The organism is Kitasatospora sp. NPDC059577, assembly GCF_042735475.1.
Classification (GTDB): Bacteria; Actinomycetota; Actinomycetes; order Streptomycetales; family Streptomycetaceae; genus Kitasatospora.
The window spans coordinates 15243-32076 of the sequence record NZ_JBHWBZ010000053.1; the positions used below are offsets into that span (position 1 = coordinate 15243).

Annotated in this window: 17 protein-coding genes; 8 read left to right on the plus strand and 9 right to left on the minus strand. The window is 74.6% G+C overall.

The window, feature by feature from the left end:
* Positions 1-146: 146 nt before the first annotated feature.
* Together lpdA and ACFV0O_RS31120 are read right to left on the minus strand one after the other, a co-directional pair.
* Positions 147-1553 carry a dihydrolipoyl dehydrogenase gene (gene lpdA, locus ACFV0O_RS31115; protein ID WP_380347054.1) on the minus strand — a complete coding sequence of 469 codons (1407 nt, stop codon included), beginning with the start codon at positions 1551-1553 and terminating at the stop codon, positions 147-149.
* A gap of 283 nt (positions 1554-1836) precedes the next feature.
* Positions 1837-3501 carry a M28 family metallopeptidase gene (locus ACFV0O_RS31120; protein ID WP_380347056.1) on the minus strand — a complete coding sequence of 555 codons (1665 nt, stop codon included), beginning with the start codon at positions 3499-3501 and terminating at the stop codon, positions 1837-1839.
* Between the two features lie 151 nt (positions 3502-3652).
* Here ACFV0O_RS31120 and ACFV0O_RS31125 point away from each other — a divergent pair, with 151 nt between their 5' ends.
* Positions 3653-3832: an antitoxin gene (locus ACFV0O_RS31125; RefSeq protein ID WP_360255455.1), complete on the plus strand. Its 180-nt coding sequence runs from the start codon at positions 3653-3655 to the stop codon at positions 3830-3832.
* 85 nt (positions 3833-3917) lie between these two features.
* Here ACFV0O_RS31125 and ACFV0O_RS31130 read toward each other — a convergent pair whose 3' ends face one another.
* The gene (locus tag ACFV0O_RS31130; RefSeq protein ID WP_380347057.1) at positions 3918-4130 is read right to left on the minus strand and encodes a hypothetical protein; all 213 of its coding nucleotides are present in this window, start codon (positions 4128-4130) and stop codon (positions 3918-3920) included.
* A gap of 74 nt (positions 4131-4204) precedes the next feature.
* Here ACFV0O_RS31130 and ACFV0O_RS31135 point away from each other — a divergent pair, with 74 nt between their 5' ends.
* Positions 4205-4795 (plus strand): TetR/AcrR family transcriptional regulator, encoded by a 591-nt coding sequence (locus ACFV0O_RS31135; RefSeq protein ID WP_380347059.1) that lies wholly within the window; start codon positions 4205-4207, stop codon positions 4793-4795.
* Entirely contained in the window at positions 4792-6171 is a 1380-nt protein-coding gene (locus tag ACFV0O_RS31140; RefSeq protein ID WP_380347060.1) for an MFS transporter, read from the plus strand. Before ACFV0O_RS31135 ends, ACFV0O_RS31140 begins: the two co-directional genes overlap by 4 nt.
* On the opposite strand, the gene ACFV0O_RS31145 is transcribed toward ACFV0O_RS31140, so the two are convergent.
* Both ACFV0O_RS31145 and ACFV0O_RS31150 read right to left on the minus strand, forming a co-directional pair.
* Positions 6158-6685 carry a DinB family protein gene (locus ACFV0O_RS31145; protein ID WP_380347061.1) on the minus strand — a complete coding sequence of 176 codons (528 nt, stop codon included), beginning with the start codon at positions 6683-6685 and terminating at the stop codon, positions 6158-6160. The two genes, ACFV0O_RS31140 and ACFV0O_RS31145, sit on opposite strands and share 14 nt — an antisense overlap.
* 95 nt (positions 6686-6780) lie before the next feature.
* Entirely contained in the window at positions 6781-8202 is a 1422-nt protein-coding gene (locus tag ACFV0O_RS31150; RefSeq protein ID WP_380347063.1) for an MATE family efflux transporter, read from the minus strand.
* A 154-nt stretch (positions 8203-8356) separates the two neighbouring features.
* On the opposite strand from ACFV0O_RS31150, the gene ACFV0O_RS31155 reads away from it, so the two are divergent.
* From ACFV0O_RS31155 to ACFV0O_RS31175, 5 genes are all read left to right on the plus strand, one after another.
* Positions 8357-8899 (plus strand): PadR family transcriptional regulator, encoded by a 543-nt coding sequence (locus ACFV0O_RS31155; RefSeq protein ID WP_380347112.1) that lies wholly within the window; start codon positions 8357-8359, stop codon positions 8897-8899.
* A gap of 177 nt (positions 8900-9076) precedes the next feature.
* A complete protein-coding gene (locus ACFV0O_RS31160; RefSeq protein WP_380347065.1) occupies positions 9077-9946 on the plus strand; it encodes a class I SAM-dependent methyltransferase in 870 nt (289 codons plus the stop codon).
* Between the two features lie 509 nt (positions 9947-10455).
* Positions 10456-11343, plus strand: coding sequence for an oxaloacetate decarboxylase (locus ACFV0O_RS31165; protein ID WP_380347066.1), 888 nt, complete (start codon positions 10456-10458; stop codon positions 11341-11343).
* Positions 11340-11657 (plus strand): hypothetical protein, encoded by a 318-nt coding sequence (locus tag ACFV0O_RS31170; protein WP_380347068.1) that lies wholly within the window; start codon positions 11340-11342, stop codon positions 11655-11657. The genes ACFV0O_RS31165 and ACFV0O_RS31170 overlap by 4 nt, the downstream gene beginning before the upstream one ends.
* 101 nt (positions 11658-11758) lie before the next feature.
* The gene (locus ACFV0O_RS31175; protein ID WP_380347069.1) at positions 11759-12835 is read left to right on the plus strand and encodes a bile acid:sodium symporter family protein; all 1077 of its coding nucleotides are present in this window, start codon (positions 11759-11761) and stop codon (positions 12833-12835) included.
* Here ACFV0O_RS31175 and ACFV0O_RS31180 read toward each other — a convergent pair.
* From ACFV0O_RS31180 to ACFV0O_RS31195, 4 genes are read right to left on the minus strand one after another with little or no spacing between them, the layout of a single operon-like run.
* Entirely contained in the window at positions 12801-13361 is a 561-nt protein-coding gene (locus ACFV0O_RS31180) for a hypothetical protein (RefSeq protein ID WP_380347071.1), read from the minus strand. The two genes, ACFV0O_RS31175 and ACFV0O_RS31180, sit on opposite strands and share 35 nt — an antisense overlap.
* 33 nt (positions 13362-13394) lie before the next feature.
* Positions 13395-14054 carry a DUF402 domain-containing protein gene (locus ACFV0O_RS31185; protein WP_380347072.1) on the minus strand — a complete coding sequence of 220 codons (660 nt, stop codon included), beginning with the start codon at positions 14052-14054 and terminating at the stop codon, positions 13395-13397.
* Positions 14051-14893 carry a hypothetical protein gene (locus ACFV0O_RS31190; RefSeq protein ID WP_380347073.1) on the minus strand — a complete coding sequence of 281 codons (843 nt, stop codon included), beginning with the start codon at positions 14891-14893 and terminating at the stop codon, positions 14051-14053. The genes ACFV0O_RS31185 and ACFV0O_RS31190 overlap by 4 nt, the downstream gene beginning before the upstream one ends.
* Positions 14890-16704: a GMC family oxidoreductase gene (locus ACFV0O_RS31195; protein WP_380347075.1), complete on the minus strand. Its 1815-nt coding sequence runs from the start codon at positions 16702-16704 to the stop codon at positions 14890-14892. The genes ACFV0O_RS31190 and ACFV0O_RS31195 overlap by 4 nt, the downstream gene beginning before the upstream one ends.
* Between the last annotated feature and the right edge of the window lie 130 nt (positions 16705-16834).

The window sequence follows — 16834 nt, forward strand, 5'->3', positions numbered from 1 at the left end:
CGACGACCCGTGGGAGCGCCCCCCCCCCGCCGCGCCCCCCCCCCCCGCGCCCCCCCCCCCCCCCCCGGGCGGGCGGGCGCGCGGGGGGCGCGGTGCGGCGTCCGACCGGATCCGGCCGGGTGCGCCCGGACGTCGGGGACGGTGCGTCACATGTTGATCATGTGACCGGCGAGACCGTGGATGGCCTCCTTGACCGCCTCGCCCAGCGTCGGGTGGGCGTGCACGTTGCGGGCGACCTCGTGGACGGTCAGGTCCCACTGCTGGGCCAGCGTCAGCTCGGGCAGCAGCTCGGTGACCTCGGGGCCGATCAGGTGGGCGCCGAGCAGCTCGCCGTGCGTGGTGTCGCTGATGACCTTGACGAAGCCGATCGGGTGGCCGAGGCCGTGCGCCTTGCCGTTCGCGGTGAACGGGAACTTGGCGACCTTGACGTCGTACCCCAGCTCCCGGGCCTGCGCCTCGGTGTAGCCGAAGGAGGCGATCTGCGGCTGGCAGTAGGTGGCGCGCGGGATCATGGCGAAGTCGACCTCCATGGTCTCCGCCCCGCCGATGGTCTCGGCGGCGATCACGGCCATGGCCTCGGCGGCGTGCGCGAGCATCAGCTTGGCGGTGACGTCGCCGATCGCGAAGATGTGCTCGACGCTGGTGCGGCCGCGGCCGTCCACCGCGATGGCGTTGCGGTCGGTGAGCTTGACCCCGGTGTTCTCCAGGCCGTAGCCGTTGACCCGCGGGGCGAAGCCGATCGCCTGGAGCACCTTGTCGGCCTCCAGCACCTTCTGCTCGCCGTCCTTGGTGACGGTGACGCGGACCTTGGCGCCGGGGTCGCTGTCGTCGATCGACTCGACCCGGGTGGAGGTCAGCACCTCGATGCCCAGCTTGCGGTACTGCTTGGCGAGTTCGGTGGAGACCTCGACGTCCTCCAGCGGCACCACGCGGTCGAGGAACTCGACGATGGTGACCTTCACGCCGTAGTTGTGCAGCACGTACGCGAACTCGACGCCGATCGCGCCGGCGCCGGCGATGATGATGCTCTCCGGCAGCTGCTCGGTGAGGATCTGCTCCTCGTACGTGACGACGCGCTCGCTCAGGCTGGTGCCGGGCAGCAGGCGGGTGGTGGCCCCGGCGGCGATGACGCAGTGGTCGAAGGTGACGACGTCGAAGCCGCCGCCGCTGAGCGCGACCTGCAGGGTGTGGTCGTCGACGAAGGTGCCCCAGCCGTCGTACTCGGTGATGCCGTTCTTCTTCATCAGGTAGTGGACGCCCTTGACCCGGCCGTCGGCCACCGAGCGGCTGCGGCGGAACGCCTCGCCGAAGTCGAAGGTCACCTGGCCCTCGACCTTGATGCCGAAGGTCTTGGCCTCCTTGGTGAAGATGTGGGCGAGCTCGGCGTTGCGCAGCAGGGCCTTGGAGGGGATGCAGCCGACGTTGAGGCAGACGCCGCCCCAGTACTTGGCCTCGATGACCGCGACCTTCAGGCCCAGCTGGGCCGAGCGGACGGCGGCGGTGTAGCCGCCGGGGCCCGCGCCGAGGACGACGACGTCGTAGTGCGTGCTCATGTTGCTGACTCCTCCGAGGGTGTCACGGTGTCGTGATCTCGGTCCCATGGTGGCAGGACCGGGCTCGGCGCACCCACCGGGTCTCGGCGGATGCGCTCCGCGCGGCACCGTACAGGCCCGGGGCCGGATTGTCAGTGGTCTCCGCTACGGTGACCGCACCGGCGCCCATCAGGGACGATGACGGAGGGGAGGGAGCGGTGGCACGGTCGGAGGCGGCGTTCGCGGTGCGTACGGCGGGCGGGTGGGCCCGCCGCCCGAGGACGGCAGCGGGCCCACCCGGGCATCAGGCCGCCACGTCGTCGGCGCAGCCGCCCACTCCGGCGTCGTTCGTGCCGCTGGTGCCGGGGCTGCCCGCGCCCACGGCCGCCGACTTCCCGGTCGGGGCCGGCGCCGGTACGGGCCGCTGGAGGGAGGAGAGGTCCCAGGCGTAGGTGCCCACGGCGTTGGCGATCACGTCGATGTTGACGTCGAAGGCGTCCATGTCGATGTTGCCGAGGTTGTCGCAGGCCTTGTGGTAGCAGGTGTCGTAGGCGGTGCCCGCCGTGCCGCCGTAACGCTCCGCCTGCTCCGGGGACTTGATCTTCTCGGCGCCGGTGTCGGTGCCGCCGGCCGGGATGCCGGCGTCGATGAACGGACCGTAGTCGGAGCGGCCGTCGAAGGCGGTCGGGTCGTGCGGCAGGCCGAGGCCGTCCAGGTAACCGGTGATGTCGCGTTCGATCTGCGCCGAGCCCTCGGGGCCCGCGCCGCCGCCGGCGCTGCCGGAACCGTTGTAGACGAACTGCGCGTAGTTGGGGGAGGCGATCATGTCGAAGTTGAGGTAGAGCCGGATCTTCTTCCGATCCGCCTCGGAGAGTGACGCCACGTACGCCTCGGAACCCTTGAGGCCGAACTCCTCGGCGGACCACCAGGCGAATCTGACCTTGTTCTTCACCGGGTGGACGTTGAGGTTCTCGGCGACCTCCAGGATGCCCGCCGAGCCGGAGCCGTTGTCGTTGATGCCGGGCCCGGCCGGGACGGAGTCGAGGTGCGCCCCGACCATCACGGTGTTGGCCGGGTCGCCGCCGCGGGTCTCCGCGATGACGTTCCAGGTCTTGCGCGGCTCCATGAAGGTGCGGAGGTCGAGGGTCACCCGGACGGGCCCGGCGGCCGCCCCGGCGGCCAGTGCCTCACCGGCCGCCTTGGTGATCCCGCCGGTCGGGACCTTTCCGGCGGTCGGGTCCCCGAGGGTGCCGTTGAGGTCACCGTCGGCGTTGTTGTAGATGAGCGCGCCGGCCGCGCCCGCCGCCGCCGCGGCGGCCTGCTTCTGGGCGAAGCTGCACCCGCCCCGCCGGATCAGGGCGACCTTGCCGGTGAACCCGCCCGCCGGGTAGTCGGTGGCCGCGCAACCGGTGGTGGCGCTGACCGGCGCGACGGCCAACTCGGCGGTCAGGCCCGCGTCCGGGCCGCTCACCGAGTACGTCATCGCGATCACGGGGACGGACTCGGCCTTCGGCGACAGCACGTCGAGCCGCTGGGTCCGGGCCTCGAAGAAGGTGTACTCGAACTCCTGCTTGGACACCTTGAGTCCGGCGCGCCGCGCCCGGTCGTAGACGTACTGCGCGGACTGCTCGTGGCCCTTCGAACCCGCCACCCGGGTGCCGTCGTTGCGGTCGGCGATCCGCTGCAGCGCGGCCAGGGTGTCGCGGGCGGTCTCGGCGTCGCTCGCCTCGACCAGCCGCGCGGCCAGCTTGGCGCCCTTGCGCGCCGGGTCGGGGTCGGCCACCGCGTTCCCGGCACCGGCCAGCAGCAGCGGGGTGACCAGGGTGGCAACGGTCAGTGCGGCGCCCGCGCCGCGCCGGGCGGCGGCGCCGCGTGAGCGCGGTAACGGGGTGGCGTTGTCCGGCCGGGTGGCGCGGTCGTTCGTGGTGGAGCGGTCGAGCGGGGAGGTCGAGCGACGGGTGCGCAGCATCAGGGCGACTCCTTCCGACGGGCCGTGAACTCACGATTTGACAGGACCGGAATCGCCTTGCCAAGCCCGCCGCGCGGCCCGCGGGATGCGCGCGGGGGGATGCGCGGTGATATTGGAGGAGTGGGGCCGTCTCATCCAGGAGTGTGACCACATGTCCATGATGGATAAGCTCAAGAGCCTGCTGAAGGGCCACGAGGAGCAGGCCGACAAGGCCGTCGACAAGGCTGGTGACACCGTCGACGAGCACACCCAGGGCACGTACGGCAGCCAGGTGGACACCGCCCAGGAGCAGATGAAGAACCAGTTCCGGGACGAGCCGCCGGCGCAGTAGCGCCGCCCGCCGTCCAGGCGGGCGCCACCCCGGTCCGGCCGAGCGGCCGGGCCGGGGTCCGGCTCTCCGCGCCCTGTCGGGGGGCTCAGCTGTCGCCCGGGTCCGTCCGTCCGGCGCCGCGGGGCGGGTCGTCGCCGGTGGCACCGCAGGGCGGGTCGTCGCCGGTGGCACCGCAGGGCGGGTCGTCGCCGGTGGCACCGCAGTTCTCGCACGGTTCCGGACCGGACCGCTCCCGCAGCCGTCCGCACTCCGGGCACACCCGCTCCAGCCAGCAGGCCGACTCGCCGCCTTCGTCCATGCCGCCGATTCTGCTCCCGGCACCCGACCGACGGCGAGTAGACACTGTCTACGCCACCCTGGTAGACAGTGTCCATGACTGATCAGGACAGGGACCTCCGCGCCCGACTGGTGGCCGCCGGCGTCGAACTGGTGACCACCGGGGGCGTCCAGGCACTCGGACTGCGCGAGATCGCCCGCCACGCCGGGGTCTCGCACGGAGCGCCCCGCCGCTACTTCCCCACCCACCGCGAACTGCTCGCCGCCATCGCGCAGCAGGGCTTCGGCCGGCTCACCGACACGCTCGCCGGTGCCGACGCCCTCGCCGCCGGCACCGGCGGCGACGCCCGCAGCCGCCTCGACGCGCTCGCCCGCGCCTACCTCGGTTTCGCCGCCGCCAACCCCGGCATGTTCGAGCTGATGTTCCGTCACGACCTGCTGGAGGGCAGCGGTGCGGAACTGCGCCGCACCAGCGTGCCGCTGTTCCTCACCTTCGTCGGCTTGGTCTCCGAGGTGCACCCGGACGGCGACGACCCGGCCACCGCCACCGCCGCCCTGTGGTCCAACCTGCACGGCCTGGCCCAGCTGCGCACCTGGGGCAGCCTCCGGCTCATCACCGGCGGCGAGGACGTCGAACCGCTGCTGCGCGCCGTGCTGGACGCCCACCTCGGCCCGGCCGCCCGGTGACACCGCGGCTCCACCGCCGGCTCACCCTCGCCGCGAGCATCACCGGCGCCGTCCTGGTCGCCCTCGACGGCACGGTGCTGACCGTCGCCCGGCCCGTCCTCCAGCGTGACCTGCACGCCTCCGTCGCCGCCGTCCAGTGGGCCGGCACCGGCTACCTCGTCACCGTCGCCGCCCTGCTGGTCTTCGCCGGCCGGCTCGGCGACCGCTACGGGCACCGCCGCGTCTTCGCCCTCGGCGTGGCGGGCTTCGCCGCGAGCTCCGCCGCGATCGCCGTCGCGCCCGGCATCGGCTGGGTCATCGCCCTGCGGGTGGTCCAGGGCGTGGCGGGCGCCCTGCTGCAGCCGGCCACCCTCGGCATGCTGCGCACCGCCTGGCCCGCCGACCGGCTGGCCGGTGCGATCGCGGTGCGCACCGCGGCGATCGGGCTCGCGGCGGCGGCCGGGCCCCTGGTCGGCGGAGCGCTCACCGCGCACTTCGGCTGGCGGTCGGTCTTCCTGGTCGGCCTCCTGCCCGCCGGGGCCGCACTGCTCGCGGTCCTCGCCGTGCCGTCCGCGGCACGACCGGCGGCGGCCGCACCCGGCGGCGGGCTCGACCTGCCGGGCGCGGCCCTGCTCGCACTGGCCCTGGCCTGCCTCGTGCAGACCCTGGTCACCCTGCCGGACTCCGGCTGGTCGGCCGGCACCGCGCTCGGCCTGGCGGTGGCCGGAGTGCTCGGCCTCGCCCTGGCCCGGCACGAGCGGCGCACCGCCCGTCCACTGCTGCCACCCGCCCTGCTCCGCTCGCCGGCGGTCGCACCGCCGCTCGGGGTCCTGCTCGCGACCTCGGCGGCGCTCCAGGGCGTGCTCTTCCCGGCGACGTACTACCTGCAGGACGTGCTGGGGCTCGACCCGCTGCAGAGCGCACTGCGGGCGGCGCCGCTCGCGGTGGCGATGATCGTCGCGGCGGCGACCTCGGCCCGGCCGGCCAAGCGTCACGGCGAGCGCGCCGTGGTGCTGGTGGGGACGGTCCTGGTCACGTCGGGCGCATTGCTCACCGCCCGGCTCGGCCCCGGTTCGGGGACCGTCGGGATCACCGTCTGCTTCCTGCTGCTGGGGGCCGGATTCGGCGCGGTGATGGCGACGGCCACCGCGCTGGTGGTACGGGGCGCGTCCACCGGCGAGGCCGGCGTCGCGGGCGGGTTGCAGCAGACCGCGCTGAACGTCGGCCCGGCCCTCGGAATCGCGCTGGCCACGACCACCACCGGCAGCGGCGACCCCGGCGCCGCGCTGACGCCCTCCGCCCTGGCCATGGCCGCCCTGGCGGCGGCGGGGACCCTGCTCGCCGCACGGCTGCCGGACGGCACCGGACGGGCACCGGAGTCCGTCACACGCCCGTGACGCCGTCGACGCACTCGCGGAGCAGGTCGGCGTGGCCGTTGTGGCGGGCGTACTCCTCGACCAGGTGGACCAGGATCCAGCGCAGCGAGACGGTCTCCGAGCCGAGCGCCGCGGCGGCTCCGGCGGAGAGCGGGCCCGCGGCGTCCAGGGACGCCGACGCGGTCAGCTCGCGCCCGAGGTCGATCTCCGCCCGCCAGCGCGCCAGTGCCTCGGCGGCCCCCCGCCCCGGGTCCAGCGCGTACCCGTCGGGGTTGTCGGCGCCGTACACCGGCGGCACCTCCAGGCCGGCGAACACCCGCTGGTACCAGGTGCGTTCGACCTCGGCGAGGTGCTGCACCAGACCCAGCAGGGTCATCGTCGACGGCGGTACGGCGGCCAGCCGGACCTGACGGTCGTCGAGCCCGGCGACCTTCGTGGCGAGCGTGGCCCGCTGGAAGTCCAACCAGCTCTCCAGCATGGTCCGTTCGTCGGCGTGCGCAGGCGGAATCGGCCGCCCGTCCGGGGTGGATGCCATGCCCGCCACCCTCGCACAGCCGGCACCCTCCGCGCGCCCGCGCCGGTCCGGGGCGGGCGCTCGGCGGGCGCCGCGGCCGCCGCGGCCGCCGCGGGTCACTCGGCGCTTCGGAGCACCCTCAGTTCGTCGGCCGGCGCCGGGTGCGGTGCGGGCGCGGGGCGCGAGGCCTCCGGCTGCTCCCGTGCCGCCGGTCGCTTCGGTACCGCCGGTCGTTTCGGTGCAGCCGACGCCCGAGGCCGTGCGAGGGCCGCCAGCAGGGCGAGCTGCAGGACCGCGCCCACCACCGGTCCGAGCCGGACGCCCGACACTCCCAGGGGCCCCGACAGCGCGGCCGAGGTGACGAGTTGGGCGCCGAGCCCGACCAGGACGGACAGCACCACCGGGCGGCCGGCACCCGCCGCCTGGTGGAACCCACCGAGGGCCACCACCAGCGCGTACGGGAGCAGGTAGAGCGCCGCCATCCGCAGGAACCCGACGGACTGCGCCGCCACCGCCGGGTCGTCGGTGAACAATGCGGTCAGCGGGGCGGCGAGCGTCGCGGACAGCACCGCCGCCACCGCACCGACGAGCGCGGCCAGCCGTCCGGTGGCGCGGTGCAGGGTGCGCAGCGCGCCGCCCTCCCCCGCGCCGGTGAGGCGGGCGGCCTCGATCGCGGCGGCCTGGCGCAGCGCGTAGAAGGCCATGGTGACGACGAGCAGCACCCGGTAGCCGACGCCGTAGCCGGCCACCGCCGCGACACCGAAGCCCGCCACCAGCGCGAGTTGGGCCGTACCGACGGCCATCCGGGCGGTGAAGTCCAGGCCGAACGGCGTGCCCGCGCGCACGATCCGCGCCGCCGCCGCGCGCACTGCCCCGGCGGCCCGGGCCGGCCGGGGCCACGGCTGCGGCCGCGCCGACAGCCGCAGGGTGACGGCGAGGGCGACCGCCCGGGAGGCGGCCAGCGCCAGCGCGGCGCCCGGTACACCGAGGGCGGGCAACGGGCCGGCGCCGAGGATGAGCAGCGGGTCGAGGACGAGCAGCAGGGCGTTGGAGAGCAGGGCGATCCGCATCGGGGTGCGGGTGTCGCCCGCACCCTTGAACAGTTCGTCGGCGACCCGCTGACCGAAGAACAGCGCGAAGGCCGGGAAGGCGACGGTGAGGTACGCGGCGGCGTGGGCGGCGGCCTCGCCGTCCAGGAAGGCGCCCGCGAGCCGGTCACGGAGCAGGAAGCCGGGGACGGCGAGGGCGAGACTGCCCGCGGCACAGAGCCACCAGGCGGCGCGGGTGGTGCGGGCGGCCTCGTCGTGGTCGCCGGCGCCGAGTGCGCGGGACAGCCGGACGCTGGTGCCGGAGCCGACCACCAGGACGAGCCCGAGGAGCAGGTTCTCGACGGTTCCGGCCAAGGTGACGGCGGCGACCGCGGCCCCGCCGAGACCGGCCACCCAGAGCGTGCCGATCACCGAGGCGACCACCCCGGACAGCAGTTCCGCGTAGACGGGTACGGCGAGCGCCGTGAGTCGGGACAGATGCCCGCGCATGATTCCTCCCCTGTTCCGCCGTCCGGGGCCTGCTCGGGGCCCTTCGGCCGGAGCCCGGACGGCAACCTCGAATAGAGATACATCGATTCGAGGTACATCGGCAAGAGATATCATGACCGCTCCACCGGCGCGCTCCGACGGAAGGGCCCCGACCGTGCTGACCCTCGCGATCCTCGGCTTCCTGTACGACCAGCCGCTGCACGGCTACGAACTCAAGTCCCGGATCACCGGCCTGACCGGGCACGTCCGGCCGGTCAGCGACGGCGCGCTCTACCCCGCCATCGCCCGGCTGGAGAAGGCCGGCCTGCTCTCCCGCCGCAGCGAACCCGGCACCGGCGCAGCGCCGCGCCAGACCCTGGAACCGACCGTGGACGGCCGGGCCGAGCTGCTGCGGCGGCTGGCCGACCCGGAACAGGCCGAGATCACCGACCAGATCCGGTTCTTCACGCTCACCACGTTCCTGCACCACCTCGCCGACCCGGCCCGGCAGGCCGCCGTCCTGCGCCGCCGGCTGGCCTTCCTGGACGCGCCGAGCAGCTTCTTCTACGACGGGGAAGGCCGGCCGGTCAGCGCCGAGCAGGAGCCCAATCCGTTCCGGCGCGGCATGCTGCTCGTCGCCCGGGCCTCCACCGCCGCCGAGCGGGCCTGGCTGACGGAGACCATCGCGGAGCTGGAGCGATCCGGACGGCCCGCCTGACCCGGACGCCGCCGCCCTCCGGGAACGCCCCAACGCCCGAACGGCCGAACGGAATCACGTCCTTCCACACCTGGCCCCAGCGGGCCCCCGCGTGGCTATGATGATCCGCCTCACGTCCTCGGCGTCCCTCCGCGGCGTGATCCGCCACCGCGCCCCGCCGTCCCCCTGGAGGCCGCCGTGCCCACTGCCGAGACCGCAGCCGCCCGCCCCGCACCGATGAAGCGGGACGACATCCCCGGCTGGTTCTTCAGTCTCGATCGGGCCGCCTTCGGCCACCTGCTGTCCGCCCAGACCACCGCCGGCGTCACCGGCGACATCCTGGAGCTCGGGAGCTATCTGGGCCGCAGCGCCGTCCTGCTCGGCGACCACCTGCGGCCGGGCGAGCGGCTGACGGTCTGCGACCTGTTCGACTCCGAGGCCGGCGACGAGGACAACGCCGCCGAGATGGACATGTCCTACCGGAAGACGCTGACCCGAAGCGCCTTCGAGGCCAACTACCTGGCCTTCCACAGCGAACTGCCCGAGATCGTGCAGGCGCCCACCTCGGTGCTGGCCGACGGCCGGATCCCGGCCGGCAGCTGCCGGTTCGTCCACGTCGACGCCTCCCACCTGTACGAGCACGTCGCCGGCGACATCGCCGTCGCGCGGGCCGCGCTCACCGGGAACGGCCTGGTCGCGCTGGACGACTACCGCTCCGAGCACACCCCCGGCGTCTCGGCGGCGGTCTGGGAGGCGGTCTTCACCGGCGGACTGCGCCCGGTCCTGCTCACACCGATGAAGTTCTACGGCACCTGGGGCGACGCCGCGGCGGCCCGGCAGGTCCTGCTGGCGCGGGACTGGCGGGCCGACGGCTACACGGTGGACGAGGACACCATCGCCGGGGCGCGCGTCCTGCGCCTCAACTACCAGGTCAAGGCCCCGGTCCTGCGCTCCGCCCCGCGCCGGCTGGCGCTGGAGCTGCTGCCGCCCGTCGCCACCAAGGCGACCCGCCGGATGCTCAGGACGCTGCGCGAGCGGCGCGCGGCGCCGCCGGTGGCCAGCGCCTGAACCCGGCCGCCCGGCCTCTCCACCCACCGACCCGTCCGCCCGCCCGGCCGCCGTCGGACCGCCCACCGTCGGACATCGCACCGTCGGACCGCCGCAGGTCAGCGCCCGGCGGTCCGCGGGAGCGGGCGGTGCCCGTTCCCGCTCCCGCTCCCGCCGACGACTCCGGCGCGGACACCTCCCCCGGACCCGGGTGCGCGCTCCGGACGCACGGGCCGGCACCCGGGCGACCCCCTCGCGGCCGTCGACCGCCGGGACGACGTGCCGCACCTCGCACGGCACCCGATCACCCGGACAGCCGCGCCGACCTTCCCGTCCCGGAACCCTTGACGCCCGCGCGGCATACGAAAGTGTTTTACGCCTTTCCTATTGTCGCCGATACCTTCACTCCAACGTGGGAATCTCCTTTAAAGATTTGCCCACGGAACATTAAAGGCCGCATAGTGATGACACCTCGGTTTGGTCTAGCGAACACCAAGTTCAGGCAAAGTCATCCGGATGAGGAGAAGGCCTTGTTCCACGGAACCACGACGACGGACACCCCCGGACAGCGCCTCCGCGCGGAGATCGCGGGCCCCGGCACCACGCCCCTGATCGGCGTCTACGACATGTACTCGGCCTCCATCGCGGCCGAGCACTACAACGGCATGTTCGTCTCCGGCTTCGGCTTCGCGGCCTCCTACTACGGGCTGCCCGACATCGGCTTCATCGCCTGGCCGGACATGGTCGGCTTCGTCGAGCGGCTGCGCGGCGCTTTCCCCCGGCACCACCTCCTGGTCGACATCGACGACGGCTACGTCGATCCCGAGGTGGCCTGCCACGTCGTGCGCAGGCTCGAACGCATCGGCGCCTCGGGCGTGATCCTGGAGGACCAGAAGCGGCCGCGCCGCTGCGGCCACGCGGACGGGAAGCAGGTCCTCCCGCTGGAGGAGTACCTGGAGAAGCTGGAGCTCGTCCTCGCCAACCGGACGGACCTCGTGGTGGTCGCCCGCACCGACGCCACCGAGGAGGAGGACATCCTGCGCCGCGCCCGGGCGCTCGCCGCGACGGACGCCGACGTGGTGCTGGTCGACGGCGTGCGCAGCGAGGAGTGGATCCGCCGGATCCGCGCGGTGGTCGGCGACAAGCCGCTGTTGTTCAACCAGATCGCGGGCGGCAAGTCCCCCCGGCTGTCGCTCTCGGAGCTGACGGAGCTGGGGGTGGACGTCGCCATCTACAGCACACCGTGCCTGTTCGCGGCGCACCGGGCGATGGAGGAGGCGCTGGCCGGGCTGAAGGTCGCCGACGGGCGGCTGCCCGCCGCAGCGGAGGAGGACCGGCAGATCGGTGTGCGGGAGTCCACCGAGTTGCTGGAGCGGAACATCGCCCGCTCTCGGGAGCTGACGGCGGTGACGGTGTGACGGCCGGTCGGCGCGGGCCCGCCCCGCCCTCGGCGGCCGCCGCCCTGCGGGCCGGTGTGCTGGGGGTGGCCGGAGCGTGCGCCCTGCTCGCGGCCGGCGCCGCACCCGCGGCGGCGGGCGGGTCCCTGATCACCGTCGTGGACAACTCCAACGCCGATTCGTGGCTGGAGGTCGACCGGACGGCCAATCTCCAGAACGGCAGCGGTTCGGCGGGCAGCGACCACGACGGCGCGGGCTCGCTGGTCGGCGGTCTCCTGGGTCCGGCGCCGCCGGCCGGGCCCGCGCGCCGCCCGGTGACGGGAGGCGGTCCGTGACCGACCGTCCGGCAGGCTGGGACCAGCCGGAGCGACCGCCAGGGCAGCGTCGGCACGGGCAACGCCGCCAGGGGCAACACCGGCCTGCGCTGGGCGCGCGTGTGCAGGTGCCTCGGTGGCTCGATCCGTACCTGGCGGCGTTGGCCGGGACGGTCGGCCTGGCCGCGCTGTTCCCGGCCTCCGGCGGGTCGGCGCGGGTCGCCGGGTCGGCCTGCGACCTCGCGGTGACACTGCTGTTCTTCCTCTACGGCGCCCGGCTCTCGACCCGCGAGACGCTGGCCGGTCTGCGGCACCTGCGGTTGCACGGGCTGGTCCTGGCCGCCACCTTCGTCCTCTTCCCGCTGCTCGGGCTCGCCACGGCACTGCTCACCCCGGTACCGCTGACCGCGCCGCTGCAGACCGGGGTGCTGTTCCTCTGCCTGGTGCCCTCGACGGTGCAGTCCTCGGTGGCGCTCACCGGCGCCGCCGGGGGCGACGTCCCGGCGGCGATCTGCGCGGGCACCTACTCCGGCCTGGCGGGGCTGTTCCTCACCCCGCTGCTGGCGGCCCGGCTGCTGGGCTCGCACACGGAGCTGTCCGCCGACGGGCTGCTGCGGATCGGGCTCCAGCTGCTCGCCCCGTTCCTGCTGGGGCAGTTGCTGCGACCGTGGATCGGCGGGCTGCTGGACCGTCACCGGCGGTCCCTGGCCCCGGTGGACCGCGTGTCGATCCTGCTCGTGGTCTACACGGCGTTCAGCGCGGCGGTGGCCCAGGGCATCTGGCGCCTGGCCACGCCGGTCGCCCTGCTCGGGCTCCTCGCGGTGCTGCTGTTCCTGCTCGCCGCCGCTCTCGCGGCCACCGCACTCGGGGCGCGGCTGCTGGGGCTCGACCGGTCCGCGAGCATCGCGGCCGTTCTGTGCGGTTCGCAGAAGAGCCTGGCCAACGGCCTGCCGATGGCCACGGTCCTGTTCGGGTCGCAGGCGGGGCTGATGGTGCTGCCGCTGATGCTCTACCACCAACTGCAGCTGGTGGCCGGAACGGTCCTCGCCGGGCGCTGGTCCCGGGTGCCGGCCGCAGCCGCACCCACGGATCGGCCCGGCGCGCAGCAGGACGACGGGCATCAGGACGACGGACAACAGGCCGACGGACAGGCGCCGTCCGCGCTCACCGGTCCGGTCGTGCCACCAGCACCCGGGTGACTCCCCGGCGCAACCGGGCCGAGGCCCCGGGCAGGTGCACCAGCCAGTGCAGCCGCTCGGCCGTGGGCTCCGGCCTCCGGGCCAGTTCCAGCACCGCCGCGTACGGGCGCGCGTCCTCCCTCAGCCGCGTGGCCAGGAGATCGATGAACCCGTCCAACGCCTCGCCCGTGAGGGCGGGGTGCGCGGCGATCAGTTCGAGCAGGAGGTTCTCGTTCCAGGTGGTGTTGCGCCGGAGGGACAGCGAGACCAGCAGGTCGGTGGGCGCGGCGGCGTTCTTGGCGATCGCGTGCCAGACGAACGGGTACTCGCCCCGGGCCAGTCGGCGCAGCACGTCCGGGTTCGAGGTCCGTTCAGCCAGCCGCCGGTAGTCTCCACCGTCGTGCAGGTGGCCGAGCGCCTCGATGTCGTCCATCGCGTCCGCGGCGTTCACCAGGGCCCTCGCCGCGGTGCCCGTCGGGTCCGCATGGCCGGTCGCGTTCGCGGTGCATGTCTTGTCCGCGGTGCCCGTCGGGCTGGTGTCGTTCATGTCGAGGCGTGACCCTAGCAGGCAGCCGCGGACTCACCCCGCGGGGGTGCTGAGGGTCGCGGCCGGCAGGACGGGCAGCGGGCCCGGGGGCGGCATCGTCCAGGCGTCCGGGGCGGGGGCGAACGGCCCCCTGCGGTCCAGGAGTTGGGCGAGGGCTGCCTCACGGGCGCGCTCCACCTGACGGTGGGTGGCCTCGTCGATCAGGCCGAGGCGCCGGGCCTGGGCGTACTCGTCCTCGTCCTTCCAGGTGTGCGTCGCCAGATCGGGGGTGATCACCAGGTCCAGGAAGAGGTCGAGGGTGTCGATGCCGATGGCCGTCCGCCGGTAGGGGCGCTCGAAGTTGACGTACCAGCGCAGCGGCCGGCCCTCGGGCGTCAGGAAGCGGTGCACGCTGTACGGCTCGCCGGCGACGAACCGGCTGAGCACCACGGTGTCGCGCCAGACCCAGTGGTCGAGTTCCCACTGACCGGCGGCGAGGTCGTCGATGCCGCGCTTGCGGACCGCGACGTCGCCCGCCCGCCGCGCGGTGGTCCAGCTCGACGGGGCCAGGCTCGCGATGCCGGGGCGGGCGGTCATCGTCAGGTCGGCGCCGTCGTCGGCGAGGACGGTGTACGGCATGGCCGTCCAGACCCGGCCGTACGCGATGTCCCGGCGGACGGCGGTACTCCCGGGGGTGAAGCGCTCCGCGGTCACCGGACGTAGTAGGCCCGGTTGTGGGCGGCGACCGGCGGGGACTGGTAGGTCCAGACCCCGGCGGCCGGGGCGTCGGCGATCAGGTGGGCGAGGTCGCGGGCGGACTCCTCGGCGGGGTTGCCGAGGTCGAGCCGGACGCGGTCGGCGGTGCGGTCGTCCAGGGCGTAGTAGCGGTAGGGCTGGTACACGGTGAGCGGCCCGGCGAGGAGCTTGCCCTCGTCGTCGGTGCCGTAGCCGGTGATCGGGGTGTTGGTGACCGCTTCGGGGGTGAGGCCGGCCAGGTTCACGTCCAGGGCGAGGAGTTCCTCGTCGTGGCGGTCCAGCCCGTCGGGCCCGAGGCCGGCGCGGCGGCAGGACACGGTCCAGCGTTCGCGCACGGCGGGCGCGTTGAGGGAGGGCAGCGTGGTCTCGAACCAGCCCGGGTGCTTGGGCTCGGCGTAGAGCCGGCGTCCGGCGTCGATGGCCAGCAGGTTGTCGCAGAGCACGTGCAGCCGGGCGATGCCGAGCAGTTTGGTCTGGTCGTACCCCCGGGCGTACTGGCCGTAGTTGACCACCGGGATCCGGTCCTCGGCGAACAGCGGGTGGGCGATCAGGTTGATCTCCAACTCCTGGGTGATGCCGCCGCCGTTCGGGTACTGGGCGAAGTAGAGCTGGTAGTTCAGCGACACGCAGGCCCCGCCGTCGAACGCGGCGGCCTGCAGCCCGGGGTGGCGCTTGCCGAGCAGTTCGCGGGCCCGCTCGTGGTCGACCAGGTAGTCGACGCCGATGTTGTGCAGCGCGCCGTAGTGGAACGGCAGGTGGTACGGCTCCGGTACGGGCGGCAGCGGCATGCCGGTCATGAGGGCTCCGAGGATGAAGGGGGTACGGGGGTACGGGACGTGGCCGGTGTCGTGACGGTCGCCGGCCGGTGCAGCTCCAGCAGGTCCCGGTGCATCCGCTCGGCGCTGCGCAGCGCGAGCGCGGCCATGGTGAGCGAGGGGTTGGAGGTGCCGAGCGAGGGCATGGAGCCGCAGCCGACGGCGTACAGGTTGGGGTGGTCCCAGCAGCGCTGCCAGTGGTCGACCACGGAGGTGGCGGGCGAGTCGCCCATGATGTGGGTTCCGCCGGCGTGGCCCGCGCCCCGGTAGCCGTGGACCGCTCCCCGGTGCTCCAGCCGGCCCGGCCAGCCCTCCGCCGGGTAGGCGGTGTGGTCCTCGGCGCCCAGCAGGGCGAAGAGCTGGTCGGAGACGCCCCGGGCGGAGGCCATGCCCTCGCGGACGTAGTCGGACAGGTCGTAGCGGACGGCCGGCGCGGGGAGGCCGAGCGGGTCGCGCCGGTCCGGGTCGAGGGTGACCCGGTTGGCCGGGTCGGCGGGCTGTTCCAGTTCGAACTGGAGCGAGAACTGGCGGCCGAGCCGGTCGCCGAGGCGTTCGCGCAGTTCCTTGCCGCGCAGTCCGGCGGCGAGCATCGCGGCGGCCTCCGCCTCCGGCGGCCCACCGGCCCAGGACCAGCCCCAGTTGCCGATCTCGATCCGGAACGGGGCCCGGCGGTCGCGGCCGGGGCCGAAGCGGAAGGCCTCCAGGCCGCTGGTGGAGCCGGGCCCCCGGTGGGGGCCGACCGGGCGGGGCATCAGGCCCCAGGTGAGCAGGGCCGGGTGGTCCATCAGGTTGCGCCCGACCTGGTCGCTGCGCTCGGCCAGACCGGAGAGCAGCAGCAGCCGGGCGTTCTCGATCGCGTGCGCGGCGAGCACCACCAGGTCCGCCGCCACCCGGTGGGTCGCACCGCCGGACAGGTACTCGACTCCCCCGGCACGCCCGGTCCGCGGGTCGGCGAGCACCCGGGCGACCACGGCCCCGGTGCGCAGCTCGACCCCGGAAGCCCAGCGTGCCTGGGTGCGCAGCGGGGTGTACTTGGCGCCGCTCGGGCAGGCCGGGACACAGCCGGCGCTGCCCGCGCAGAGCGGTCCGTCGGCGGAGCCGGGACGGACCGGCACCCCGGTGGTCGGCACCCCGTTGCGGGCGTGCGGGGTGTGGGTGACGGCGAGCCGGGCGGGCCCGGGCACGACGGGGTCGCGGACGGTCCGGCCGTCGAGGGCGTCGGCCAGCTGCCGGTCGAGGAAGCTGGCGGGGATGGCGCGCATCGGGAAGGCGTAGTCGTCGGGGATGGGCAGTCCGACGGCGCTGCGCTGCTCCCCGGCGTCGGCGGCGACGCCGAGTTCGTGCTCGGCGTCGCGGTAGTGCGACTCCAGGTCGTGGTAGCCGATCGGCCAGTTGCGGCCGTGTCCGAGGTCGCCGGTGCGGAAGTCCTCGGGGTGCATGCGCGGGGCGAGTCCGGTCCAGAGCAGGCCGGTGCCGCCGTTGGCGCGCAGGTAGCCGCTGGCGTACGGCAGCGGCCCGTACTGGCGGAGGTGTCCGGTGGCGGTGAAGCCGCCGCCGGGCAGTCCGGTGAGGTCGGTGACGTCGGGTGACGGCGCCTCGGGGTTGTGCGGGTAGGGCGAGGTGGGTGGTCCGCCGCCGGCCGCGCGGTGGGCGGCCGAGGCTTCGGCACCGGTGGGCGCGGGTCGTCCCGCCTCCAGGACGAGCACCCGCCACCCCTGTGCGCCGAGGCGGTGGGCGACCAGGCTCCCGGCGAAGCCGGCGCCGACCACGACGGCGTCCCAGTGGGCGGTCACCGGCTCTCGTCCCGTCGGGGGGGGGGGCGGCGGGGGGGGCCCGGCGGCGGGGGGGGCGCCGGGGGGCGCGCGGGCCCCCCCGCGGGCCCCCCCGGCCCGGGCGCGCCGCGCCCGCCCCGGCGGCGCGGGG